The sequence below is a fragment of the Streptomyces sp. NPDC029674 genome (assembly GCF_044903205.1).
GTDB lineage: Bacteria > Actinomycetota > Actinomycetes > Streptomycetales > Streptomycetaceae > Streptomyces.
Window position 1 is genome coordinate 781,886 of record NZ_JBJDPY010000001.1, and the last position, 19,993, is coordinate 801,878.

Annotated in this window: 19 protein-coding genes; 9 read left to right on the forward strand and 10 right to left on the reverse strand. The window is 67.8% G+C overall.

Features of this window, described 5'->3' with window-relative positions:
* Positions 1–3: 3 nt before the first annotated feature.
* Positions 4–414: an NUDIX hydrolase gene (locus ACI2L3_RS03420; protein ID WP_404750589.1), complete on the forward strand. Its 411-nt coding sequence runs from the start codon at positions 4–6 to the stop codon at positions 412–414.
* A gap of 13 nt (positions 415–427) precedes the next feature.
* Here ACI2L3_RS03420 and ACI2L3_RS03425 read toward each other — a convergent pair whose 3' ends face one another.
* The 9 genes from ACI2L3_RS03425 to ACI2L3_RS03465 all read right to left on the reverse strand — a co-directional run bounded on the left by ACI2L3_RS03425 (position 428) and on the right by ACI2L3_RS03465 (position 8,775).
* Positions 428–2,125 (reverse strand): hypothetical protein, encoded by a 1,698-nt coding sequence (locus tag ACI2L3_RS03425; RefSeq protein WP_404750590.1) that lies wholly within the window; start codon positions 2,123–2,125, stop codon positions 428–430.
* Between the two features lie 95 nt (positions 2,126–2,220).
* On the reverse strand, positions 2,221–3,054 hold the full coding sequence (locus ACI2L3_RS03430; protein WP_404750591.1) for a hypothetical protein: 834 nt from the start codon (positions 3,052–3,054) through the stop codon (positions 2,221–2,223).
* Positions 3,055–3,182: 128 nt separating this feature from the next.
* Positions 3,183–3,785, reverse strand: a complete 603-nt coding sequence (locus ACI2L3_RS03435; RefSeq protein WP_404750592.1) for a hypothetical protein — start codon at positions 3,783–3,785, stop codon at positions 3,183–3,185.
* Between the two features lie 115 nt (positions 3,786–3,900).
* A complete protein-coding gene (locus ACI2L3_RS03440) occupies positions 3,901–4,758 on the reverse strand; it encodes a fumarylacetoacetate hydrolase family protein (protein WP_404750593.1) in 858 nt (285 codons plus the stop codon).
* 125 nt (positions 4,759–4,883) lie between these two features.
* Positions 4,884–5,645 carry a YidC/Oxa1 family membrane protein insertase gene (locus ACI2L3_RS03445; RefSeq protein WP_404750708.1) on the reverse strand — a complete coding sequence of 254 codons (762 nt, stop codon included), beginning with the start codon at positions 5,643–5,645 and terminating at the stop codon, positions 4,884–4,886.
* 137 nt (positions 5,646–5,782) lie between these two features.
* Positions 5,783–6,094, reverse strand: coding sequence for a DUF6412 domain-containing protein (locus ACI2L3_RS03450; RefSeq protein ID WP_404750594.1), 312 nt, complete (start codon positions 6,092–6,094; stop codon positions 5,783–5,785).
* Positions 6,095–6,174: 80 nt separating this feature from the next.
* A complete protein-coding gene (locus tag ACI2L3_RS03455) occupies positions 6,175–7,674 on the reverse strand; it encodes a sodium:solute symporter (RefSeq protein WP_404750595.1) in 1,500 nt (499 codons plus the stop codon).
* Positions 7,667–7,918: a DUF3311 domain-containing protein gene (locus ACI2L3_RS03460; protein ID WP_404750596.1), complete on the reverse strand. Its 252-nt coding sequence runs from the start codon at positions 7,916–7,918 to the stop codon at positions 7,667–7,669. The genes ACI2L3_RS03455 and ACI2L3_RS03460 overlap by 8 nt, the downstream gene beginning before the upstream one ends.
* An 11-nt stretch (positions 7,919–7,929) precedes the next feature.
* Positions 7,930–8,775 (reverse strand): class E sortase, encoded by an 846-nt coding sequence (locus ACI2L3_RS03465; protein ID WP_404750597.1) that lies wholly within the window; start codon positions 8,773–8,775, stop codon positions 7,930–7,932.
* A 257-nt stretch (positions 8,776–9,032) separates the two neighbouring features.
* Between ACI2L3_RS03465 and ACI2L3_RS03470 the strand changes: the two genes are divergently transcribed.
* The 8 genes from ACI2L3_RS03470 to ACI2L3_RS03505 all read left to right on the forward strand — a co-directional run bounded on the left by ACI2L3_RS03470 (position 9,033) and on the right by ACI2L3_RS03505 (position 18,704).
* Complete coding sequence (locus tag ACI2L3_RS03470) at positions 9,033–10,070, forward strand: hypothetical protein (RefSeq protein ID WP_404750598.1); 1,038 nt, start codon at positions 9,033–9,035, stop codon at positions 10,068–10,070.
* Positions 10,071–10,166: 96 nt separating this feature from the next.
* Positions 10,167–10,589: a very short patch repair endonuclease gene (locus ACI2L3_RS03475; RefSeq protein ID WP_404750709.1), complete on the forward strand. Its 423-nt coding sequence runs from the start codon at positions 10,167–10,169 to the stop codon at positions 10,587–10,589.
* A gap of 123 nt (positions 10,590–10,712) precedes the next feature.
* On the forward strand, positions 10,713–12,245 hold the full coding sequence (locus ACI2L3_RS03480) for an ATP-binding protein (RefSeq protein WP_404750599.1): 1,533 nt from the start codon (positions 10,713–10,715) through the stop codon (positions 12,243–12,245).
* A complete protein-coding gene (locus ACI2L3_RS03485; protein ID WP_404750600.1) occupies positions 12,238–13,212 on the forward strand; it encodes a PD-(D/E)XK motif protein in 975 nt (324 codons plus the stop codon). The genes ACI2L3_RS03480 and ACI2L3_RS03485 overlap by 8 nt, the downstream gene beginning before the upstream one ends.
* A 16-nt stretch (positions 13,213–13,228) precedes the next feature.
* On the forward strand, positions 13,229–16,186 hold the full coding sequence (locus ACI2L3_RS03490) for a Z1 domain-containing protein (RefSeq protein WP_404750601.1): 2,958 nt from the start codon (positions 13,229–13,231) through the stop codon (positions 16,184–16,186).
* 33 nt (positions 16,187–16,219) lie between these two features.
* The gene (locus tag ACI2L3_RS03495) at positions 16,220–17,188 is read left to right on the forward strand and encodes a NaeI family type II restriction endonuclease (protein WP_404750602.1); all 969 of its coding nucleotides are present in this window, start codon (positions 16,220–16,222) and stop codon (positions 17,186–17,188) included.
* 48 nt (positions 17,189–17,236) lie between these two features.
* Positions 17,237–18,214, forward strand: coding sequence for a hypothetical protein (locus ACI2L3_RS03500; protein WP_404750603.1), 978 nt, complete (start codon positions 17,237–17,239; stop codon positions 18,212–18,214).
* Positions 18,215–18,233: 19 nt separating this feature from the next.
* Positions 18,234–18,704 (forward strand): very short patch repair endonuclease, encoded by a 471-nt coding sequence (locus ACI2L3_RS03505; protein ID WP_404750604.1) that lies wholly within the window; start codon positions 18,234–18,236, stop codon positions 18,702–18,704.
* On the opposite strand, the gene ACI2L3_RS03510 is transcribed toward ACI2L3_RS03505, so the two are convergent.
* Positions 18,705–19,895: a DNA cytosine methyltransferase gene (locus ACI2L3_RS03510; RefSeq protein WP_404750605.1), complete on the reverse strand. Its 1,191-nt coding sequence runs from the start codon at positions 19,893–19,895 to the stop codon at positions 18,705–18,707.
* Positions 19,896–19,993 lie beyond the last annotated feature (98 nt).

Below are 19,993 nucleotides of genomic sequence, written 5' to 3' on the forward strand. Positions count from 1 at the left end.
CCGATGACAGCGCACGTACGCGTTGGTGTCCAGGCGGTCGTCCGCCTCGGCGGCGACGTCCTGCTCGGCCTGCGGGCCAACTGCTTCGGCGCGGGCACCTGGGGCCTGCCCGGCGGCCACCTGGAGGTGGGCGAGTCCCTGACGGGCGCCGCCCGCAGGGAGTTGGCGGAGGAGACCGGCATCCGCGCCCTCGACCTGCGCGTCGCCTGTGTGACCGACCCGGACCCGGCGGCCAACCACCACATGCAGGTCGGCGTCGAGGTCGTCGACTACACCGGCGACATCCGCGTACGCGAGCCCGACCGCTGTGTGCGCTGGCAGTTCTGGCCCCTGGACGCGCTGCCCGACGCGCTCTTCGTCGGCTCGGCACAGGTCCTGAGGAGCGTCAGGGACGGCGCCCTGCACTGCCCATGAGTCTGCCCCTGAGCTACGTCTGGCTCTTGCTCCACCGGTCGTCGGACTGGGTCGTCATCAGCGCCCGCAGCCGCTCCTTGTGCTTCTCCTCGTGCATCCCGAACTGCTCCCAGGTGCTGGTCAGTTCCCACTGCGTACGGAACGCCGCCAGGCTGTCCTCGTAGTACTTGCTGTCCTTCAGGAACTGGTGCTCGAAGACGCTGAGGCCCCTGCGGGTGCGCTGCAGCGGATTCATCGTGATGTACGGCTCGAAGAATCCCGCCTCCGACGTGAGCAGCGTCGAGCCGGAGATGTCGGTGGGCGTCAGCTTCAGTTCGATGTGGTCGGGGAACTGGTCGCGCAGATCCTTGTAGGAGTCGATGACCGGCAGGAACGTCTCCTGGTAATACGTGCTCGCCCGCACCCGGTCCACGATGTTCTGGTGACTCACCGGCTCCGAGTCCGCGCCGTGCTGCATGAAGATCGCGAGATTGTTCCAAGGGCTGCTCAGAATGACGTGGAAATAGGTGCCGCGCTCCAGGGCGCGGTGAATCTGCCAGTAGAAGATGTCCAGGTCGGCGAGGAAATACGAGGCGCCCGCGTGCGCGGTCAGCCGGATCACGTTCCGCTCCGCGTCGATCGCCTTCTTCTTCGCGGTGTTGCGGACGTCGTTCTCCTGCGGCGTATACGTGCGGTCGATCCGGTACGGCAGGTCGTCGGTCTGCACCGTGGCCGCCCGCAGATGGGCGAGCGCCTCCCGTATCGCGAGGGTCTGGTCGTGCTCCCGGCCGAGCGCCTCGACGGCCATCTCCTCGGCGGACTCCAGCAGCACCACGGCCCGCCGCCGGCGCAGCAGGCTCCCGCTGCCGCCGCCCGCCGCCTCGAACTCGGCGACGGCGAGCGCCGCTTGGGCCACGATGGTCTCGCGGTGGGTCGCCCCCAGGAACGCGGAGGCGTTCAGCTTCACGATCTCCAGCTCGGTCAGCTGCCGCTCGCTGAGCTCCACGTCGTGCCAGGCCGAGGCCGCCTCGAACGTCGCCGTGGCCAGGGCCCGCCGGGCGGCGATGGACGCCGGATGGTCGCCGCCCTTGAGGGCGATGGAGTGCTCCGCGGACCTGTCGAACTTCTGCAGGGTGTCTTGGATGCGGTCGATGTCCTTGCCGGACCTCGCGACCTCCAGCCGCACCAGGTCCGCGGTCAGCCGCGCGTCGGGGTCGTCGCCGGGCCGCGTGTCCATCTCCTCCAGCGCCTTGTCGGCCCAGAAGTCGGCGTCGCCCAGGTCGCCCCTGCGCAGGCTGACTGCGCTCAGGTTGGCGAGGATCCGGCCCCGCTCGGGAACCCGGCTGCCCCGCTCGGCCCTGCTCAGGGCGCGGCCGAGGACGAGCCTGGCCCGTTCCAGTTCGCCGTGCTCGGCGAGCAGCGAGCCCAGCTCGTTCCAGACGGACGCCGCGTACACCTCGCGGTCCGCCTCCACGATCTCCATGTGCCGCAGCGTCATGTCGGCCACCGACAGGGACAGCGTCTTCATACCGAGGGCGCTCAGCAGCTTGGCCAGATGGATGAGCTGGCCCGCCCGTAACTGCTGGAACCCGTCGGCGGGGTCGGGCCTGCGGACGTGTTTCACATAGGCCGCCAGACGGCCCTTGTCCTGCCGGCGCGGCCCGGCGGGCGCCAGGAGCATCTCTTCGGCGACGGCTATGGCGTCGTCGAGGTACCGCATGGTCGTCGTCATGGTCCCTCCCGGGTTGTCGCCGGCCCACGTGCCGGTGCGCTGGGTCAGCGGCGTGTGCTGAGGCAGCGGCGTGTGCTGGTCAGCGGCTGTGCTGGTCAGCGGCGTATCCAGTGCACCGTCACCACGGAGTCGTGGCCCGATTTCTTGAGAGCCTCGGCCACCGCGGCGCTGACCCGGAGCTTCTGCTCCGTCTCGGTCGCCTCCACCGAGTGCGGCCGGACGGCCAGCGGCCACTGCTCCCTGGCCAGGTCCTCGATCCGGAACCGGAAGCGGTCGAACTGCCGAACGGCTTCGCGGATGGTGCCGGCGAAGACCGTGTCGCCCGCCGTCCCCGCGCCCGGGCGCCGCTCGACGATGAGGCCAAGGACCGACGTCGGCCGGTAGGGGTCGCCGCGCTCCACCGGGCTCCCCGCGTACCTGCCGTAATCCTCGGGCCCCGCATGGCAGTTGAGCCGCAGCGCACAGATCTTCACGCCCTTCTGCGGCTCGCCGTACTCGTAGGAGACGTCGGCGACGCTGCCGGTCAGCACGTCGTCGCTCTCCGGGGGCTGGTGGGTCGCCTTCCACACCTCGTCCTGCCGGGCGTCGTCGAAGCAGACTCCCGGGAGCTGGACGTCCTCGCCCTCGGCGAAGGTGAGGTTGAGCAGCGCGAGGTCGGACCGCCGGTCGTAGTCCAGCACGCCGCCCGTGACCTGCTTGCCGCCCGAGAGCCGGAGCATGAGGGGGTCGAGGCCCTTGAGTTCACGGGCCTTGAGGCAGTGCGCGGCGGTGAGGGCGAACTCCCGGGTGAGCCGCACGCCCGAGCCCCGGCGGCAGCTCTCGTCCTGCCCGAGCCCCTCGTCCCGCCGGCAGTCGTCGCCCCGCCGGCACTCGCCGCCCTGCCGGCAGCCGCTCCGGAAGATCTCGATGAAGTGCTCGTCGTACACCACGGACCAGCCCCCCGTCCGGATCCCCTGAGCGAACCCCCGCTGTCGCCCGGAAGACGCCATGGTAGCCAGAATTGGTTGCCGTGGAATGGGCCCGTGGCACATCCGACGGGAATCCAAGGGATATTCGGTCAGGGGCCGATGGAGCGTCTCCGCCACGGAATGCGAAACCTGAACCTCGTCAGCCGCACCAGCCGCACCAGCCGCATCGACAACTTCCGCCGCCAGGAGATCCTTTCCACGTGGACCTCCGCGCGCAGCAGGGCGAGCACACGCCGGTCGGCTTTCCTGGATTTCTTCACGGCCTTCTTGAACTCGATCCAGAATTCGTCGTTGTCGCTGATCCGGGGGTTGTTCTCCCGCTGGGTGTGCCATTTTCCCCAGGCGAGTTTCCATCGCCGGCGCGCGGCGAAGGCGTGCTTGCAGGCGGCGAGCAGCGCGTCGCTGCCGTAGATCTCCAGGCGGGCCAGGAGCGGTGACATGTCGTCGGCGGGGCCCGTCTCTCCGGTCCGCCGTTCGGGGAAGGCGCCGGTCCGCCGGACGGCCTCCCTGAGGTCCGCCATCCGCCTGACGACGATCATCACTTCGTCGTAGACGGCCATCCGCCGGTCCCACACGCGGTTCTCACGTTCGCGTCGGGTGGTGGCGCGCTGGATGAGCCAGGCGCTGGAGAAGGTGGCGAGGGCACCCAGCGTCGTGCCGGTGAGCGCGGCTTGGACCGCTGTCAGTCGCACCTCGTCATGATGACGGGCCGGCGCCGCCCGGTGAACCGGGGACGCCGGACTCGCGTCACGTGCCTGAGCGGGGCATCACGTGCCTGAGCGGGGCATCACGTGCCTGAGCGGGGCATCACGCGTCCTTGAGCTCCTGCCGCTGCCGCCCAAGACCATCGATCTCCAGCTCCACCACATCGCCCGCCCGCAGGTACGGCTTCGGCTCGGGCTGTCCCATCGCGACGCCCGCCGGCGTACCCGTGTTGATGACGTCGCCCGGGTAGAGCGTCATGAACTGGCTTACGTAACGTACGACCTCCGCGACGGGGAAGATCTGGTCGGCGGTCGTGCCGTCCTGCTTCAGCTCGCCGTTGACCCAGAGCTTCAGGGAGAGCGCCTGCGGGTCCGGCACCTCGTCCGCGGTGACCAGCCAGGGGCCCAGCGGGTTGAACGTCTCGCAGTTCTTGCCCTTGTCCCAGGTGCCGCCGCGCTCGATCTGGAACTCCCGCTCGGAGACGTCGTGCGCCACCGCGTACCCCGCGACGTGCGCCAGCGCCTCCTCGTGCGACTCCAGGTAGCGCGCCGTACGTCCGATGACCACGGCGAGCTCGACCTCCCAGTCCGTCTTGACCGAGCGGCGCGGCACCAGGACGGTGTCGTCCGGGCCGACCACCGTGTCCGCCGCCTTGAAGAAGACGACGGGTTCGGCGGGCGGCTCCGCACCGGTCTCGCGGGCGTGGTCGTGGTAGTTGAGACCGATGCAGACGACCTTGCCGACGCGCGCCACCGGCGGTCCGACGCGGAGCCCCTCGGCCGCGAGAACGGGCAGGTCACCCGCGTCGGCGGCGGCCCTGATCCGGCCGAGCGCGGCGGCGTCGGCGAGCACGCTGCCGTCGAGGTCGGCGACTACCCCCGACAGGTCCCTGAGGGTCCCGTCGGCGTCCAGCAGCGCGGGGCGCTCCGCCCCCGCCGTACCGACTCGCAGCAGTTTCATGGTCAGTCTCCCTTGGTCGAGCGTGGTCGAGCATGGCCCGGCCGATGGGGTGCGGCCATCGGAGGTTTGGTCGATCGTCCAAGGTCCCTGTGCCGTATGCAATACCCGGTTCACGTACTGGACCGTTACCCGGCGGTAGCCAGCGCCCCCGCCCCGCCCGGCATGTCCCGGTACAGCACGGCCCGCTCGACCGCGCTCCACGTCGTGCTGGTCACCACGTACAGCGCGGCGGCGAGCGGCACCACGGCCACCGTGAACAGAGTCATGAACGACATCAGCGGCATGACCTTCGCGATCCCGCCCATGCCGGGCACCTGCTGGTCCCCGGCCTGCGGCAGCGGGTTGGCCGCCAGCTGCGCCTTGGCCCGCCGGTAGTTGAAGGTGGCGACGGCGGCGACGAGCGCGAACAGCGCCACGTAGACCAGACCCTGCGCCCCGAAGACTCCACCCTCGGCCAGCGCGTCCGTCCACCGGCCGCCGAGCGGCGCGGCGAAGAGGGTGTGACCGAGGAGCGCGTTCGCCTCGCCGCCGATGCTGGAGTTGGAGAAGAGGTGGTACAGGAGGAAGAAGGCCGGCAGCTGGAAGAGGCTGGGCAGACAGCCGGAGAGCGGCGACACCTGCTCCTTCCGGTGCAGTTCAAGCACCGCCTGCTGCAACTTCTCGGGGTTCTTGCCGTGCTTCTTCCGCAACGCCGCGATCTGCGGCGAGAGCTTGGCGCGCGCCTTCTGCCCGCGGGCCGCGGCGCGTGAGAGGGGGTGTACGAGGAGTCGTACGCAGGCGGTGAACACGACGATCGCGGCGGCGGTCGCCGAACCGTGGAAGAACGGGTCGAGCAGGTCGGCGATGTGCTCGACCAGCCCGGCGAACAGGGACATGAAGGAAGACAGGGAACTGGACAGGAACGCGGACATGGAGAAGCCCTCCGAGGGTTTCGTCGTGCCGGGAGAGGAAGCGACGGAAGACGTCGCGTCGGCGTGACGACCCGCGAGGGGCTGGTTGGGCGAGGTGTTGCGGTACGGAACCCCTACGCGGCCGTCAGGAGGGGACGGCCGGGTGCTCGGGGGCGCCTGCGGCCCCGGGCGTCGGGGTCGCGTTGGGGCAGGAAGGCGGTGCGCATCTCACGGTCGCGGATGGCCGTGCGCACTCTGGTGCGGGGCACGGCGGGTGCGCAGCGCGCGGCGATCACGGAGCAGGCGGCGAGCGCGGACCCCGCGGCGGCGGTCGCGGCGAGCGCGACGGCGGAGGCGAGGCCTCCGGTGTCGACGAGGACGACCTCGACGAGGAGGAAGAGGAGGAGCAGGGCGGGCCGGGCGGCAGCGCGCCAGCTTCGGATCATGCGGTGCATGGTCGGCCCTCCTCCCCTCACAGTTCGTACGAACATTATTTCGTACTGCCGTTATACAGGAACCAGGTCGCCTATACAGGAACCCGGTCGTCGAGGGGATCGCTCGCCAGGACCTCCGCATCGGGCCGTGCGTCCGGCCGGTCGGCCGGCCCGAGGTACGTCACCAAGAGCGCGACCACCAGGTTCACGGCGAGCGCGACGATCCCCGCGTTGACCCCGAAGACCGGATCGTGCTCGCTGAAGACGAGCGCGCACACGATCCCGACCCCCACGACGAGCCCGCTCACCACCCCGGCCAAGGACAACTTCCGCCACACGAGCCCGAGAAGCAGCATGGGCACCAGCTGGGCCATCCCCTCGTAAGAGATGAGAGACAGCCGTACGAGGGTGTTGGGCGCCCCATAGGTCAGGGCGAGGGCGAGCGCGCCCGCGACGACGACCACGCCCTGGGAGGCGAGCTTCTGCCGCTGCGGGGTGCGCCACCGGGGCAGCAGCGACAGCACGCTGCTGCCCCACATCGTCCCGATGACCAGCATGAACACGGCCATGGGCACGATGGAGGAGAGCGCGGCCGCGACCCCGATGAGGCCGACGGCCCACGCGGGCAGCGAGTCGACCACCAGCTTGAAGAGCGCGAGATTGGACTCGGCGCCGACGAGCCCGGGCACGACGAAGAGCGCTGCCATGCCGAGCAGCATGGGCACGAAGAGCAGCACGTTGTAGGCGGGCAGCCAGATGGCATTGCGCCGCAGCCCGTCCGCGCTGCGGGCGCCGAGGTATCCGGCGACGGTGGTGGGGAAGATGACGACGGTGAGCGCGTTGAGCAGCGAGGTCGTGGCGAACCACGCTTGCCCGTACTCACTCCCGCCGCTCCCCGGCAGCGTCAGCCAGTCCCTCTTCTCGCTCACGATCCGGTCGAGGAAAGGCCCGTACCCGTCGAAGTAGTGCAGGGGTACGTAGACGGCGAGGAAGGCGAGAGTCCCGACCACCAGCACGTCCTTGAGGACGGACACCCAGGCGCTGCCGCGCAGCCCGCTCACCACCACGAACCCGGTGGTGACGGCGAAGCCGATGAAATAGGCCCAGTTGAGGCTGATGGCGCCGTAGGAAATGGTGGAGACGACGACGCCCATGCCGGTGATCTGCAGCTGGATGTAGGGAAGCAGGAAGACGGTGGCGAGCAGCGCGACACCGGCTCCGAGCCAGGGCCGCCCGTACCGGTGGGCGACCATGTCGGAGATGCTGACGAGCCCGTGCCGCCGGGCGTACGCCCACAGCATGGGCCCGACGACGTACCCCACGGCGTAACCGCAGGACATGTACGCGACGACGTAGAGAACCGGCGCCCCGAAGTTGTACCCCCAGCCCGCGGCCCCCAGATAGCTGAAGCTGGTGTACCCCTCCCCCGCCATCAGCACCCAGATGAACACGGCCCCGAGACTGCGCCCGCCCACGGACCACTCGGCGATCCCGCCCTGCTGCCCGCGCCCGCGGACGGCGGCGAGCCCGAGGGCGACGGTGCCGGCCATGAAGACGCCGAAGACGAGGGTGGCGACGGCTCCGTCACTCATGAGCGCCCGCCTCCGTCCGCTTCCGGCTTTTTCGATCCCCTCGGTAGGTCAGCCACACGCACACAGGCGTGAGGAGGGTCGCGCAGAGCAGCCAGAAGAAGAGGAAGGGCAGCCCGAGGACGACGGGCCGGACGCGGTTGGCGAGGGGAAGGGCTCCGAGGTAAAGCACGAAGGGCCCGAGAAGCCAGAGGAGGTGGGGGCGGGCCAGGTGGGGGCGGGCCAGGTGGGGGCGGCGAGCGATCACGAGAGTCGACCCTATCCGGGCCCCTGTCCGGGCCGCATGGATCGCAGCTTCCCCCAGACGACGAGCCGGTACTTGGAGGTGTACTCGGGGGTACAGGTGGTGAGCGTGATGTAGTACCCGGCGTCGCGATACCCGTATCCGGCACGCACATCGCTGCGAGGCACGCTCCGGATGACGCCGCTGTCGCGGGCGGAGGTCCGCGCCAGGGTCTTGTCGACGACGTACGTGTAGAGGGCGTCCGCGGTCCGGACCTCGATCTCGTCCCCGCGCCGCAGCCGGTCGATGTACCGGAAGGGCTCGCCGTGGGTGTTGCGGTGCCCGGCGAGAGCGAAGTTCCCGGCCTGGCCGGGCTGGGCGGTGCGGGGATAGTGCCCGGCGTACCCCTGATTGAGCACGGCACCCTTGCTCACGCCTTCGCCGACGGGGACGCGGATGCCGATGCGGGGGATGCGGAGGACGGCATAGGCCTGGTCCCAGCGGGGCCGGGGTGTGGCTGGGCCATCGGCGGTCCCGGCGGACGGGCGGCCATCGCGCGGCGCCCGGTCACCGCTCGAAGACGCCCCGGAGGACCGTCCGGAAGCCCCTCCAGAAGGCCGTCCGGAAGAGCCCTCGGCAGCATCCGAACCAGGAGGCCCCGCAGAAGCAGCCGCCGCTCCCCACTCCTCCTCAAGGGCCTCGACCTTCCGCTCGGCGGCGGCGCGGGCCTGCCGGTTGGTCCACCAGAGCTGATGGGCGACGAGGAGGAGCAGGACGAGCCCGAGGGTGACGGCGACTTCGGCCCCGTTCCAGAGCAGCCGCAGGCCGAAGGAGCGCCGCGGGCGGCGCCCCTGCTGAACAACCGGCACACGATCCCGCACACCCACGTCCTCCCCCTCCCCCTCCCTTTCCCCCTTCGGCCGCCCGGAGGATAGGCGCTGCCCCGGCAACAATCCATGGCAGAACGGGGAGGGAACCGGAGAGGAACCCGGGGGGGAACCCGAGAGGAACCCGAGAGGAACCCGGGAGGGAACCCGGGAGGGAACCCGGGAGGAACCCGGGAGCGACGCCCGCACCACCCCCCGTCGTCCTCCCAGCCCCTCCTGCGGGAGGCGCACTCGGCAGTACGGTGTCCCGTATGCGCCCCGAGAAGCCTGCTGCCGCCGACCACGTCGACGTCGACCACATCGCCGAAGCCGCGCGCCTGGAACGCACGGCCGACCTGTACCCGGAGGACGCCGAACAGCTCCTCCTCCAGGCCGCGGCCCACCTCGAACTGGCCGGCGCCCGCGACCGCGCGACGGCGCTCTACGACCGCCTGCTGTCACCCTCCGCGCCGCACCCGCCGTCCGCGCCCCTCCTGATCCGCGCCCTGAAGGCGTCGAATCTCTGGGAGTACGGCCACGAGGCCGAGGCCCGCGCGATCATCGACGGAGTCCGCGCGGCGTCGCCCCGGGACCCGGCGCCGTGGGTGATCGTGGCGGAGTCCCTGGAGTCGCACGACGAGCTGGAACAGGCGCAGGCGACGTTCACGGAGGCGGTGTCACTCCTGGTCCCCGTCACGACGACGGACCCCCCGTACGCCACGCACCCCCTCCTCTTCGGCCGCCACCGGGTACGCCGCCTCATGGGCGCGGAGCACGACGACTGGGACGCGCTGGCGGACCGCGTCTCCACGGCCCCGGTCTCCCTGGACGAACTCCACGACCCGAAGCGGGTCTGGTCCCTGGGCTCGGAGAACCCCGCGGAACTCCGTGCCGAGATCGCCCGCATCCAGGCGGAGTTGGGCTCGTACCGCGAGGCGCTGTCCCGCCCGTTCCCGGTGGCGATCCTGCACTGGCCGTCCGCCGAACTGACCGAACTCCTGACGGCGTACCCGTCCCTGACCTCGGAATACCCCTCCCACGAGGCCCACCTCTCGACCATAGAGTCCTCCCTCCGCGAACTCTCCGCCTCCGGCACCCCGAACCTGGGCATCGTCACGGGCACGGTCCCGTCCTACGAGGCCTTCGCCGCCTCAGAGGCAACGTCTCCGGAGGACGCGTCCCTGCTCCCCCAGTACGCGACGACGCTGGCGGCGCGGGGGCGGGCGGTTTCTTGGCCGCCGGAGCGGGGGGCGGAGTGTTGGTGTGGGTCGGGAGTCACTTACGACGGGTGCCACGGCGCGAGCGCCTGAACTCCTCGGCCGGTTTTCACGAGGCCCCCAGCCGCCCTCCGGCACAATATTTATGTGCCCGACGCAGTCCCGTCCTCACCCGCCGTTTCCGCCCGCATGAGCAGGCAGGTGTCCCGTGACACCGCCCCAGAGGTCGCGGTGCGACGCCTGCTGCATGCCTCCGGGTTGCGCTACCGCCTAAACGTCCCGGTGCCCGGCATGCCGCGACGCACCATCGACATCGCCTTCGGCAAGGCCAAGATCGCCGTCTTCATGGACGGCTGCTTTTGGCACGGCTGCCCGGAACACGCGACCAGTCCGAAGGCGAACGCCGAGTGGTGGCGCGCCAAGCTCGACAAGAACATGACGCGCGACCGGGAGACATCACGGCACTTGGAGACTGCGGGCTGGACGGTGCTGCGTTTCTGGGAGCACGAGCGACCGGAGGCTGTCGCGGAGGCCATCACCCGCGCCAGGAAAGCCGCCCGCTCCGCGAAGACCGAGTCGTGCGCCGACTCCCACCGCCACGGGCACCACTAGGAGTTCTGCCATAGCGGCGGCATCAGCAACTGTGGCAATTCACAAGACTTCCACCCCTTGTCCGACCTCTGCACTACGGTCACCATTGATCATATTTATCGGCCGTGATCCCGAGGCGAGGAAATGACCACCGACTGGCAGTTCGACGTGCCCACCGCAGGGAGCAAGCACCTCCCGCCGGACGCGCGGTACATGGAGGCGCTCAGCAGCCAGGGTTACGGATTCGAGGTGGCCATCGCCGACCTCGTCGACAACTCCATCGACGCCGGGGCCAAGGATGTGGTCATCCATTTCCTCCGGGACGGGGACCAGCTCGTAAGTCTCCTGGTCGTGGACGACGGCAAGGGAATGAGCGACGAGGAACTGGATGTCGCCATGACCGTGGGCGGTCGCCGCGACTACAGCAAGCGCGCCCTCGGCATGTTCGGTACAGGACTGAAGTCCGCGTCGCTCAGCCACGCCTCCTCCGTCACGGTGGTCAGCACGACCAAGCGGACCCGGACAGCCGGACGCCGATGGCTGATGGAGCGCGCCGTCACCGGCTTCCAGTGCGACATCGTCGATCCGGACTACGCCCAGAACCTCGTCGACCGGTATGCCGACCGGCCGATCCTCTGGCAGGGCACGGTCGTGCGCTGGGACGGGGTCAAGGACTTCCCAAAGCACGGCGGGGGCGGCCAGACGGACCGCTACCTCCACCGGACGATCAACAAACTGGGCCTGCACCTCGGCCTCTACCTGCACCGCTTCCTGGCCCGCGACGACTTCAACATCACCATCGCGGTGGAGGACGTGCGGAGCGGCACGGAGTACCTGAACTTCGGCGTCGAGCCGCTGGACCCGTTCGGCTACCCGGTCAGCGGCCACGCCGACTACCCACGCAAATTCACCGTCGCGCTTCCCTCGGTCGGCGACGTCGTACTCGATGCCCACATCTGGACCCCGAAGTCCAACGTCGACGAGTACAAGGCGGTCGGCTCCGTCCTCGACCGCCAGGGCTTCTACTTCTACCGCCACGACCGCCTGGTGCAGGCGGGCGGCTGGAACAACTTCCGCCAGCCCGAGCAGCACCTCTCCCTGGCGCGCGTCGCCGTCGACCTGCCCGAGGCCCCCGCCGATGTCTTCCGCCTGACCGTGAAGAAGGCCGGCGTCGAGGCCTCCCCGGAGTTCACCTCAGCCCTGGAGAAGGCGACGGACGGCGAGGGGCGCGACTTCCTCCGGTACCTGGCCGACGCCGACACCGTCTACCGCGAGGCCCGCAAGCGCTCCGGCACCACGCGCAAGGCGGTGATCCCACCGGGCAAGGGCATCGACCCGTCGGTTCGGGAGACGATCACGGACGAGCTGCCGGCCATCCCGCTCGAAGACCCGATCTCGTTCCGCTGGCTGAAGCTCGACAACAGCCTGTTCTTCGACATCGACCGGGACAACCGCACGGTCGTCCTCAATCAGCACTACCGGGCCGCGATCCTCGGCGGCCGCCGAGGGGGTCTCAACGACGCCCCGGTCCTCAAATCCCTGCTGTACGTCCTGCTTCACCAGGTCTTCGAAAAGGAGTACAGCGGCAGCCGCGAGAAGGACAACCTCCAGCTGTGGCAGTCGATCCTGGTGTCCGCCGCTCGAGCAGAGCTTGATCGCGTGGGCGACGATGACTGACCTGAACGCACATGTTCCCTGGGGGCAGGTCGAGGAGTACCTGGGGTCCGGGCAGGCAACGACCTTCCCGCTCTCCCGTCCCGGTGACCACCCACAGGTGTCGTACGTCGTCGAGCACGGCGGAAGAGACATCGCGCTCCACGTCGGCCTGGACAGCAAAGGGCGTCCACCGCAGGCCACCCTTCCGACCATCCGCATCGATCAACTCGCCGACCGGGGCGGCCGCTTCGCCCGAATACGCACCACCCAGCCGTCCTTGATCCGCGACTTCCACGATTTCCTCTGCGCGGTCGCCGACCGGATCGTCGCTCATGGCCGCACTCTCGACCAGGCCTACGCGGAAACGGTCAGGGCCTGGGCCGCTTTGCTCAGCAGACCGCCCGCGCTCAGCCTGGAAAGGCGCATCGGCCTTATCGGCGAGCTTGCCGCGCTCCGTTCGCTCGCCGGGGAGTACGGCTGGGCCACTGCCGTCGAAGCCTGGACCGGCCCCGACGGTGAAGAGCACGACTTCGGTCTGCCCGGATGCGACCTGGAAGTGAAGACCACTTCCTCGGAGCAGCGCCGCCACACCATTCACGGACTCACCCAGCTCGATCCCGCTCCCGGCCGCCCTCTGTGGTTCGCCTCGCTCCAGCTCACACGCGGCGGTGCCGACGGACGGACCCTTGGCGACTGCGCACGGGTCATACGCCATGAGGTGGCCGAGCATGCGCCCGCAACTCTGAGCACCCTGGACCGGCGCCTGACCGCTTCCGGCTGGTCCGAGGGGTCCGCCGACGACGAGCGTTGGACACCCCGCACTCCGCTCCTCGTACTCGACGCCACCACGCTGCCCCGGATCGACCTTTCCGTGCTGCCCGCCGGAACACGAGAGCGGATCTCGTCCGTCCAGTACGCGATCGACGTCACGAACCTGCCGCCCTCGCCGCAGCCCCTGCCCGCCCTGGCCGACTTCCGGCTTCCGTAAAGTCCGAGGACCTCCGATGACCAACCCCGCAGCCATCCGGCTCACCCTGCACGAGTCGGCTCTCGCAGGCATGCAGGCCCGCCCGAAGAGTCTGGCCCGCGCCCTCGCGTACCAGGCGGAAGAAGACGTCCCGGAGGCAGTCGCGCACGCGACCGAGGAGGATTTTCAGGATGTCCTCTACACCTCGCATTCGACAGACCAACTGGTCGAGCTCTGGCGCAAGCAGCTCACTCAGTGGGACTACGCGGAGAGCCCCGGCTGGACCGACACCGAGCCCCGTACCGACGAACGCCGGGCCGCAGTCCTCGACCTGCTGAGGCTGGGCGAGGAGACCAAGAAGCGGCTCGTCGAGCTGGTGCCGGTGCCACGGACGGCCGGACACGTGGTCATCGCCACAGAGCACACCCCCTGGTACACGCCGCAGTCCCAGCAGGGCCGCACTTGGTACTGGCCCGCCTATCGGCGACTGCTCACGGACAAGGACTGGCCCGGGATCGCGAGCTTGGACGCGGCCACCGACAGCGTGGTCGCGCACCTCGCCGACCCGACCTCCGAGGAGGCCTATCAGTCCAAGGGCCTCGTCGTCGGCTATGTGCAGTCGGGCAAGACCGCGAACTTCACCGGTGTCATCGCCAAGGCCATCGACGCCGGCTACCGGCTGGTCATCGTCCTCGGCGGCACCCTCAACCTGCTGCGCGCGCAGACCCAACGGCGTCTGGACATGGAACTCGTGGGCCGGGAGAACATCCTGCGCGGAGCCGCCGAGTACGAGTCGGACTACGCGGACGACCCGGCCTGGTCCAAGGGCAAGTTCCTCACCCATGGTGGACTGCCCTCCGCCCTGGGCGGGTTCGACATCGTACGGATGACGACGCGGGACAACGACTACAAGAGCCTCCTCCAGGGCATCGTGGCCCTGGAGTTCGAGAAGCAGGAGCCCGCGCTTCCCCTCCACGACCCGCGGAACCTGCACCGCTCCTCGGCCCGGCTGATGGTCGTGAAGAAGAACAAGTCCGTCCTCACCAAGCTGGTGAAGGACCTGAACAAGATCAAGACGCCGCTGTCGGAGATCCCCGTCCTGATCATTGACGACGAATCCGACGAGGCGTCGGTCAACACGGCCAACCCGAACAAGCCGGACGCCGAGCGCACTGCCATCAACCAGAAGATCTCCGAGCTCCTGAGCATGCTCCCGCGCGCGCAGTACGTCGGCTACACGGCGACCCCCTTCGCCAACGTCTTCATCGACCCCAGCGACACGGCGGACATCTTCCCCAAGGACTTCATCGTCTCGCTCCCCCGGCCTACGGGGTACATGGGGGTACAGGACTTCCACGACCTCGACTCGCCCCTGCCTTCCGAGGAGCGCACCTACGCCAACTCCAACGAGCGGGCGCACGTGCGCGACATCCACCTCTCCTCCGACGAGGACGACACAGCGCTGCAGCAGGCCATGGACATGTTCGTCCTGACAGCCGCGATGAAGCTCTACCGTGAGGCCAACGGTCTCGGGGACCGCTACTTCCAGCACCACACCATGCTCATCCACGAATCGGTGCGCACTGCGGAGCACCGTGAACTCCTCGGGCGCGTCACTCGGTTGTGGTGGAACTCCGGCTACGCGGGTCCCTCCGGCCGTGAACGCCTGCGCGAACTCTTCGAGACCGACCTCGCCCCCGTCTCGCACGTCCGCGCCGACGGCTACGCGACCCCACCCTCGTACGACGAGCTGGCTCCCTATATCGGCGCGGCTGCCATGCGTATCGGAGGCGACGATCAGCCGATCATCGTCGTGAACGGCGACAAAGACATCGAGACCGGCGAGGCCGACTTCGATAAACGCTCGATCTGGAAGATCCTGATCGGCGGCCAGAAGCTCGCCCGTGGGTTCACGGTGGAGGGCCTCACTGTCACCTACTACCGCCGTCGCACCAACAACGCCTCCACCCTGATGCAGATGGGCCGCTGGTTCGGCTTCCGCAAGGGCTACCAGGACCTCGTCCGCCTCTACCTGGGGCGTGAGGAGACGATGGGCAAGAAGGACATCGATCTGTACGAGGCGTTCGAGGCGATCTGCCTGGACGAAGAGACGTTCCGTGAACAGCTCCAACAATATGCCGAACTGGTCGACGGCAAACCCCAGGTGACTCCGGCCCAGGTGCCACCGCTCGTCTCACAGCATCTGTCATGGCTGAAGCCCGCAAGTGCGAACAAGATGTACAACGCGGAGCTGTTGGAGATCCGTTCCCCCGGCAAGCCCATCGAGCCCGCCGCCTATCCGACCAAGGCGGCCGCCATCAAACGCAATACCGAGCGCTGGCGTCCCCTTCTCGACTCTCTCGGCGCCCCTCCCTCCGCGTTCACCACCCAGCCGGGCAGGGACGGCTCACGAGTACGGACCTTCCAAGGCCGTACCGGTGTGGTCAGCCACGGGGAACTGGTCTCGCTCCTGGGCACACTCGAGTGGGAACGCCCCGGCCACTTCGCGCCCCACCTCACGTATTTGAGCCAGCTGGACGGCACGCTGGCCCGGGTCGACGACTGGCTTATCGTCGCGCCCCAGCTCTCCTCCGTCGGCAGGGTTGAGGCTTCCATCCTCGGATCCGTCCCGCTGTCACTCGTCCGAAGGCGCCGCCAGCAGGGCAAGGTGTCCTTCGGCCGTATCGCGGGACTTGAGCATCGCTCGGCTGCCCTGGACCTGGTCGGCGCCGGAAACTCACCCACGGACGGGGGTCTCCAGCCACTCGTGGGGCCCCACAGGGGAGTTGTTCTGCTCTATCCCGTGGTAGAGGCGGACAGCGAGGCAGAGGTCCGAGCCGCTGCCGCTGATGGCGCGGCTGACCCTTCCCGCGTCATCATGGCCTTCACTCTTATCCCGCCGAAGAGCGCGATCGACTCCGGCCGCCAACTTGTCCGATTCCGCACCAAAGATTCCAGTCAATACGGCGAGGCGATTATTCCGAATGCGGAATAAACCTAAGCCGACACAACTGAAGGACGGCTACTTTTGTTACCTCTGGACTTCTCGGCCGCAACCAGCATCGCCAGCCGCGAGGCGTCGCATGACGATCCTGACCTCGCGGCAGTTCATGAGTATCTGCGTCGTGTCGACCCGACGGGGGACCGATTCGCCAGTGTGCTCCGCGACACCATTGATCAGCTTCTCAACGGCGAAGCCACGGGCCGGTACGACTGGAAGACCCTGTTCAAGACCGAGAAGACACATGCAGGAACCCTCGTCGAGATCAATCTGCAACGTGAGTTCAAGTTCTCGGACGGTCAGGCGATGGACTACCGCATCGCGGACATCGAGGTCGACTGCAAGTACTCCCAGCAGTTCGGCGGCTGGATGATCCCGCCTGAGGCAATGGGACACATTTGCCTCCTCGTCTGGGCCGACGACTACAAAAGCAGGTGGAGTGCCGGGCTCTTCCGAGTGCGTGACGAGTGGCTCAACCACGGCGGAAACCGTGACTCAAAGCTCACGGTGAAGGCCGAGCACCGGAACCGGATCATGTGGCTTTGGCATAACGCGGACCTCCCGGAGAATGTACTACTTCACATGGACCCCGCCGACCGGGAGATCGTCTTCGCTTCCAAGTCCGGGCAACAGCGCCTGAATGAGCTCTTCCGGCGAGTGCAGCGGCGACGCATAGGGCGCAATGTTGTACGAACGGTCGCGCAGCAGAAGGACTACATGAAACGCGTCCGCGGTAACGGGGGTTCACGCTCGGCCCTCCGGCCTGCAGGCATCATCATCATGGGGGACTACGAAAGCCACCGGAGAATCGCTGAGAGGTTGGGCCTCCCTCCATCTCGCGAAGGCGAGTTCGTAAGCGTACGCGTCGCGACCGCCCAGTCACACCACAGCAATCTACCTAGAGCATCCATTGACGGCCAGGACTGGGTGATTGCGACGGCTGAAGATCCGCCGGAGATGGCTCCGACGCTACCGTCACCTGCCTCCCGCGCCTAGGCCAACTTCGCCCAGCAACAATGCGCTTCGAAAGCACCGAGAGAACCAATGCCGCTGAATGATGACCATAAGTCCCTAGTCGAACAGCACTTGAGTGACCATGAAGCCATCAGTGCGGTTCTCATGGGGCTGTGCTGGAACGAGTCTGCGCTCGCCCACTCTGCGAATATCGAAATCAAGCAGTCTGAGACCCTAGTTCAAGCCAGCGAGCGTCTTGAACTAGGCTGGAATCCCACTTGGCTTACCGACGCAGGCTTCACTGCATATGACTCCGCCGGCACGGCGCTGGAAGATGCCGGAGCCCACACGGCCGGGCCCGTCAGGTGGAGTCCTGTGGTGCGGACGTGCCGCTTGGATGACAAGGTTTCCGATACAGCCCACGGTCACGGCTTCCGACGCCGCACCTCGGCCGAACTCGCCGTGCTCGCCATCTGGACGGATGTGGTGGCCACCAGGGAGATCCACATCGCCAGACCGCCTCACCAGTCTGGAGGGACACGAGGAGCTCTCTTCAGGGACCTGCTGATCTACTTTTTGGAGCGTAGCCTTCCTTCCGGCTGGCAGGTCCGCCACGAGGTCCCTCTCACGCATATCCGCGGCCTGCACATGCGCAGGGATGTGGGAGACCGCAAGAGCGACATTCTCATCATCGACAGTGGCAACCGGCTCGTCGCGGCTCTCTCGTCCAAGTGGACCTGGCGTTCCGATCGAGGTACCGAAGCCGCCCAGATGGTTCCCCTTACGCGGTACAGGCCAGATGTTCCGTACGCAATGGCGACTGCCGAGTTCCCGCGTGCTGCAAGCGTTGCCCGCGAGAGCATCGAGGACCGGACCTATCATTTGTGCCCTGGTTGGGCTGGTGCATGGATGTCCGTAAACGAACTGCCAGCAGGCACCCTGGCCCAAGATCGCTGGCCGGACCTGGCTTCACTGCGCCAGGAAGGGATTTTCCGAGCGGAAGCTCTCACCCTGCATGGACTCGACGTGCTGGTGAGCGACCTGAAAAACAGTGGCGACATCCTGTAGCAAGACCGGGGAGCACACCGTGCCCGATGATGATTGGGAACCACCTGTCGGTTCGTGGGCCTCATCCGCCGCGCGCCGCCGGAATATGCAGGCCATCCGGAGCCGAGACACGAAACCTGAAAGGCTGATCCGGCGACTCGTGCACGCGCAAGGATTGCGCTATCGGGTTGCCGCCAAGCCTCTTCCAGGCCTGCGTCGGACCGCGGACATGGTATTCCGTCCGGCACGGATCGCCGTGTTCATCGATGGGTGTTATTGGCATGGCTGCCCTGAGCACTACGTGCCGCCGAAGACGAATTCCGGCTACTGGTCGGACAAAGTTCTCCGGAATGTGACCCGCGACCGGGACACCGACCAGCGCCTCACCGACGCAGGCTGGCTCGTGCTCCGATTCTGGGAGCACGAGCCAGCCGAGGATTGCGCGGCGCGGATCACCGCAGAGGTCGAGAGGCGCCGGAACCGAAGCCCGGGTGACGGTCAGGACGTCTGATCAGCTCTTCTTCCGGTCGCGCTCGCGCGCAGCCTTAAGGACGTCCAGAATCGATTCCCCGACCGCCTTCGCCACGGGAGGCGGGAATGCATTTCCCACCTGCCGGTACTGCGCAGTCTTACCACCAGTGAAATCCCATTTTCGCGGGAACCCCTGGATGATTGCAGCCTGCTCCACCGTGAGCATAGGGCCGTCCGGTCCAAAGAGGTCCCGGTCCTCGGTCCCCTTCTCCTTGCATTTGTCGGCATCATTGGCGACGCCAAGCCCCGAGACACCCAGTTGCTTCCAGGCGGCTTTTGCCCGGCTGGGCCCCAGGTCCGCTCCGCCATGCTTCTTCGATCCGCCGACGAGAGTAGGGGCGATGCCGCCGCCCTTGCCCTTGAGTTCGGCGTCACGCTCTTCGGCCTTCTTCAGCCACCGTTCGTAGGCAGCCCGGGCTCGCTCTGCGTGCTCCCCCTCGAAGTACCGCTCGTACCGCTCGTGCATGGTCGGCTGGAGGCTTACGGCGACACTGACCGGGTCCTCGTGTGTCGGCGTCGGCCATTCGTACTTGACGTCCTTCAGCACATCGTTCCGGATGGCTACGAGGACGGCGCGCGGGCGGAGCTGAGGGACGCCGAAGTCGCTGGCCTCCAGGACACCCCACTTGCAGACGGTGTAGCCGAGTCCCTGGTCGTGAGCCTGCTCGCCGTTCTCCTCCAGGTACGTGCCTCCCTGAAGCCTGGCCTTGATCCAGTCCCGGTAGTCAGCGAACTTCGGGTCCATGATCCCGCGGACGTTCTCGATCATCACCGCACGCGGGTTGAGCTCCTTGACCAGTTCCAGCATGCGCGGGAAGAGGTCACGCTCATCGTCTCTGCCGAGTTGCTTACCGGCGTGGGAGAAGGGGGGACACGGGACACCGCCCGCAAGGAGGTCAAGACCCTGGGTTCGGAGCAGCCCGCCGCTCTTCTCCAGGTCCTCGAAGGGCTTGAAGTCCTTGACATCTGCCGAGAGGACGTCGCAGTGCTCTCTCTCCCAGTCCCATCCGTCGCGCTTGGTGACGTTCTCGCGGAGCGTCTTGGCCGCATGCGGGTCGATCTCCACCAACGCGAGATGTCTGAAACCAGCCTGATGCAGACCGATGGCCTGCCCACCTGCTCCAGCACAGATCTCCACAGAGGTGTACTCAAGCTCATTCATGTGGGTCATGCCCCCTCCTTACCGATGCGCAGCGGCGGGCACACAGCGCGCACCACCATCACAGAGGGTGACAGACCCCACTGACAACGAGACCTACCCAAGTGTGC

Excerpts from the sequence above, each read along its gene's own strand:
- ACI2L3_RS03490 (WP_404750601.1), top strand. The coding sequence starts at position 13,229 with ATGACCAACCCCGCAGCCATCCGGCTCACCCTGCACGAGTCGGCTCTC.
- ACI2L3_RS03425 (WP_404750590.1), bottom strand. The coding sequence starts at position 2,125 with ATGACGACGACCATGCGGTACCTCGACGACGCCATAGCCGTCGCCGAA.
- ACI2L3_RS03440 (WP_404750593.1), bottom strand. The coding sequence starts at position 4,758 with ATGAAACTGCTGCGAGTCGGTACGGCGGGGGCGGAGCGCCCCGCGCTG.
- ACI2L3_RS03485 (WP_404750600.1), top strand. The coding sequence starts at position 12,238 with ATGACTGACCTGAACGCACATGTTCCCTGGGGGCAGGTCGAGGAGTAC.
- ACI2L3_RS03510 (WP_404750605.1), bottom strand. The coding sequence starts at position 19,895 with ATGACCCACATGAATGAGCTTGAGTACACCTCTGTGGAGATCTGTGCT.
- ACI2L3_RS03470 (WP_404750598.1), top strand. The coding sequence starts at position 9,033 with ATGCGCCCCGAGAAGCCTGCTGCCGCCGACCACGTCGACGTCGACCAC.
- ACI2L3_RS03480 (WP_404750599.1), top strand. The coding sequence starts at position 10,713 with ATGACCACCGACTGGCAGTTCGACGTGCCCACCGCAGGGAGCAAGCAC.
- ACI2L3_RS03450 (WP_404750594.1), bottom strand. The coding sequence starts at position 6,094 with ATGATCCGAAGCTGGCGCGCTGCCGCCCGGCCCGCCCTGCTCCTCCTC.
- ACI2L3_RS03420 (WP_404750589.1), top strand. The coding sequence starts at position 4 with ATGACAGCGCACGTACGCGTTGGTGTCCAGGCGGTCGTCCGCCTCGGC.
- ACI2L3_RS03455 (WP_404750595.1), bottom strand. The coding sequence starts at position 7,674 with ATGAGTGACGGAGCCGTCGCCACCCTCGTCTTCGGCGTCTTCATGGCC.
- ACI2L3_RS03475 (WP_404750709.1), top strand. The coding sequence starts at position 10,167 with ATGAGCAGGCAGGTGTCCCGTGACACCGCCCCAGAGGTCGCGGTGCGA.
- ACI2L3_RS03500 (WP_404750603.1), top strand. The coding sequence starts at position 17,237 with ATGCCGCTGAATGATGACCATAAGTCCCTAGTCGAACAGCACTTGAGT.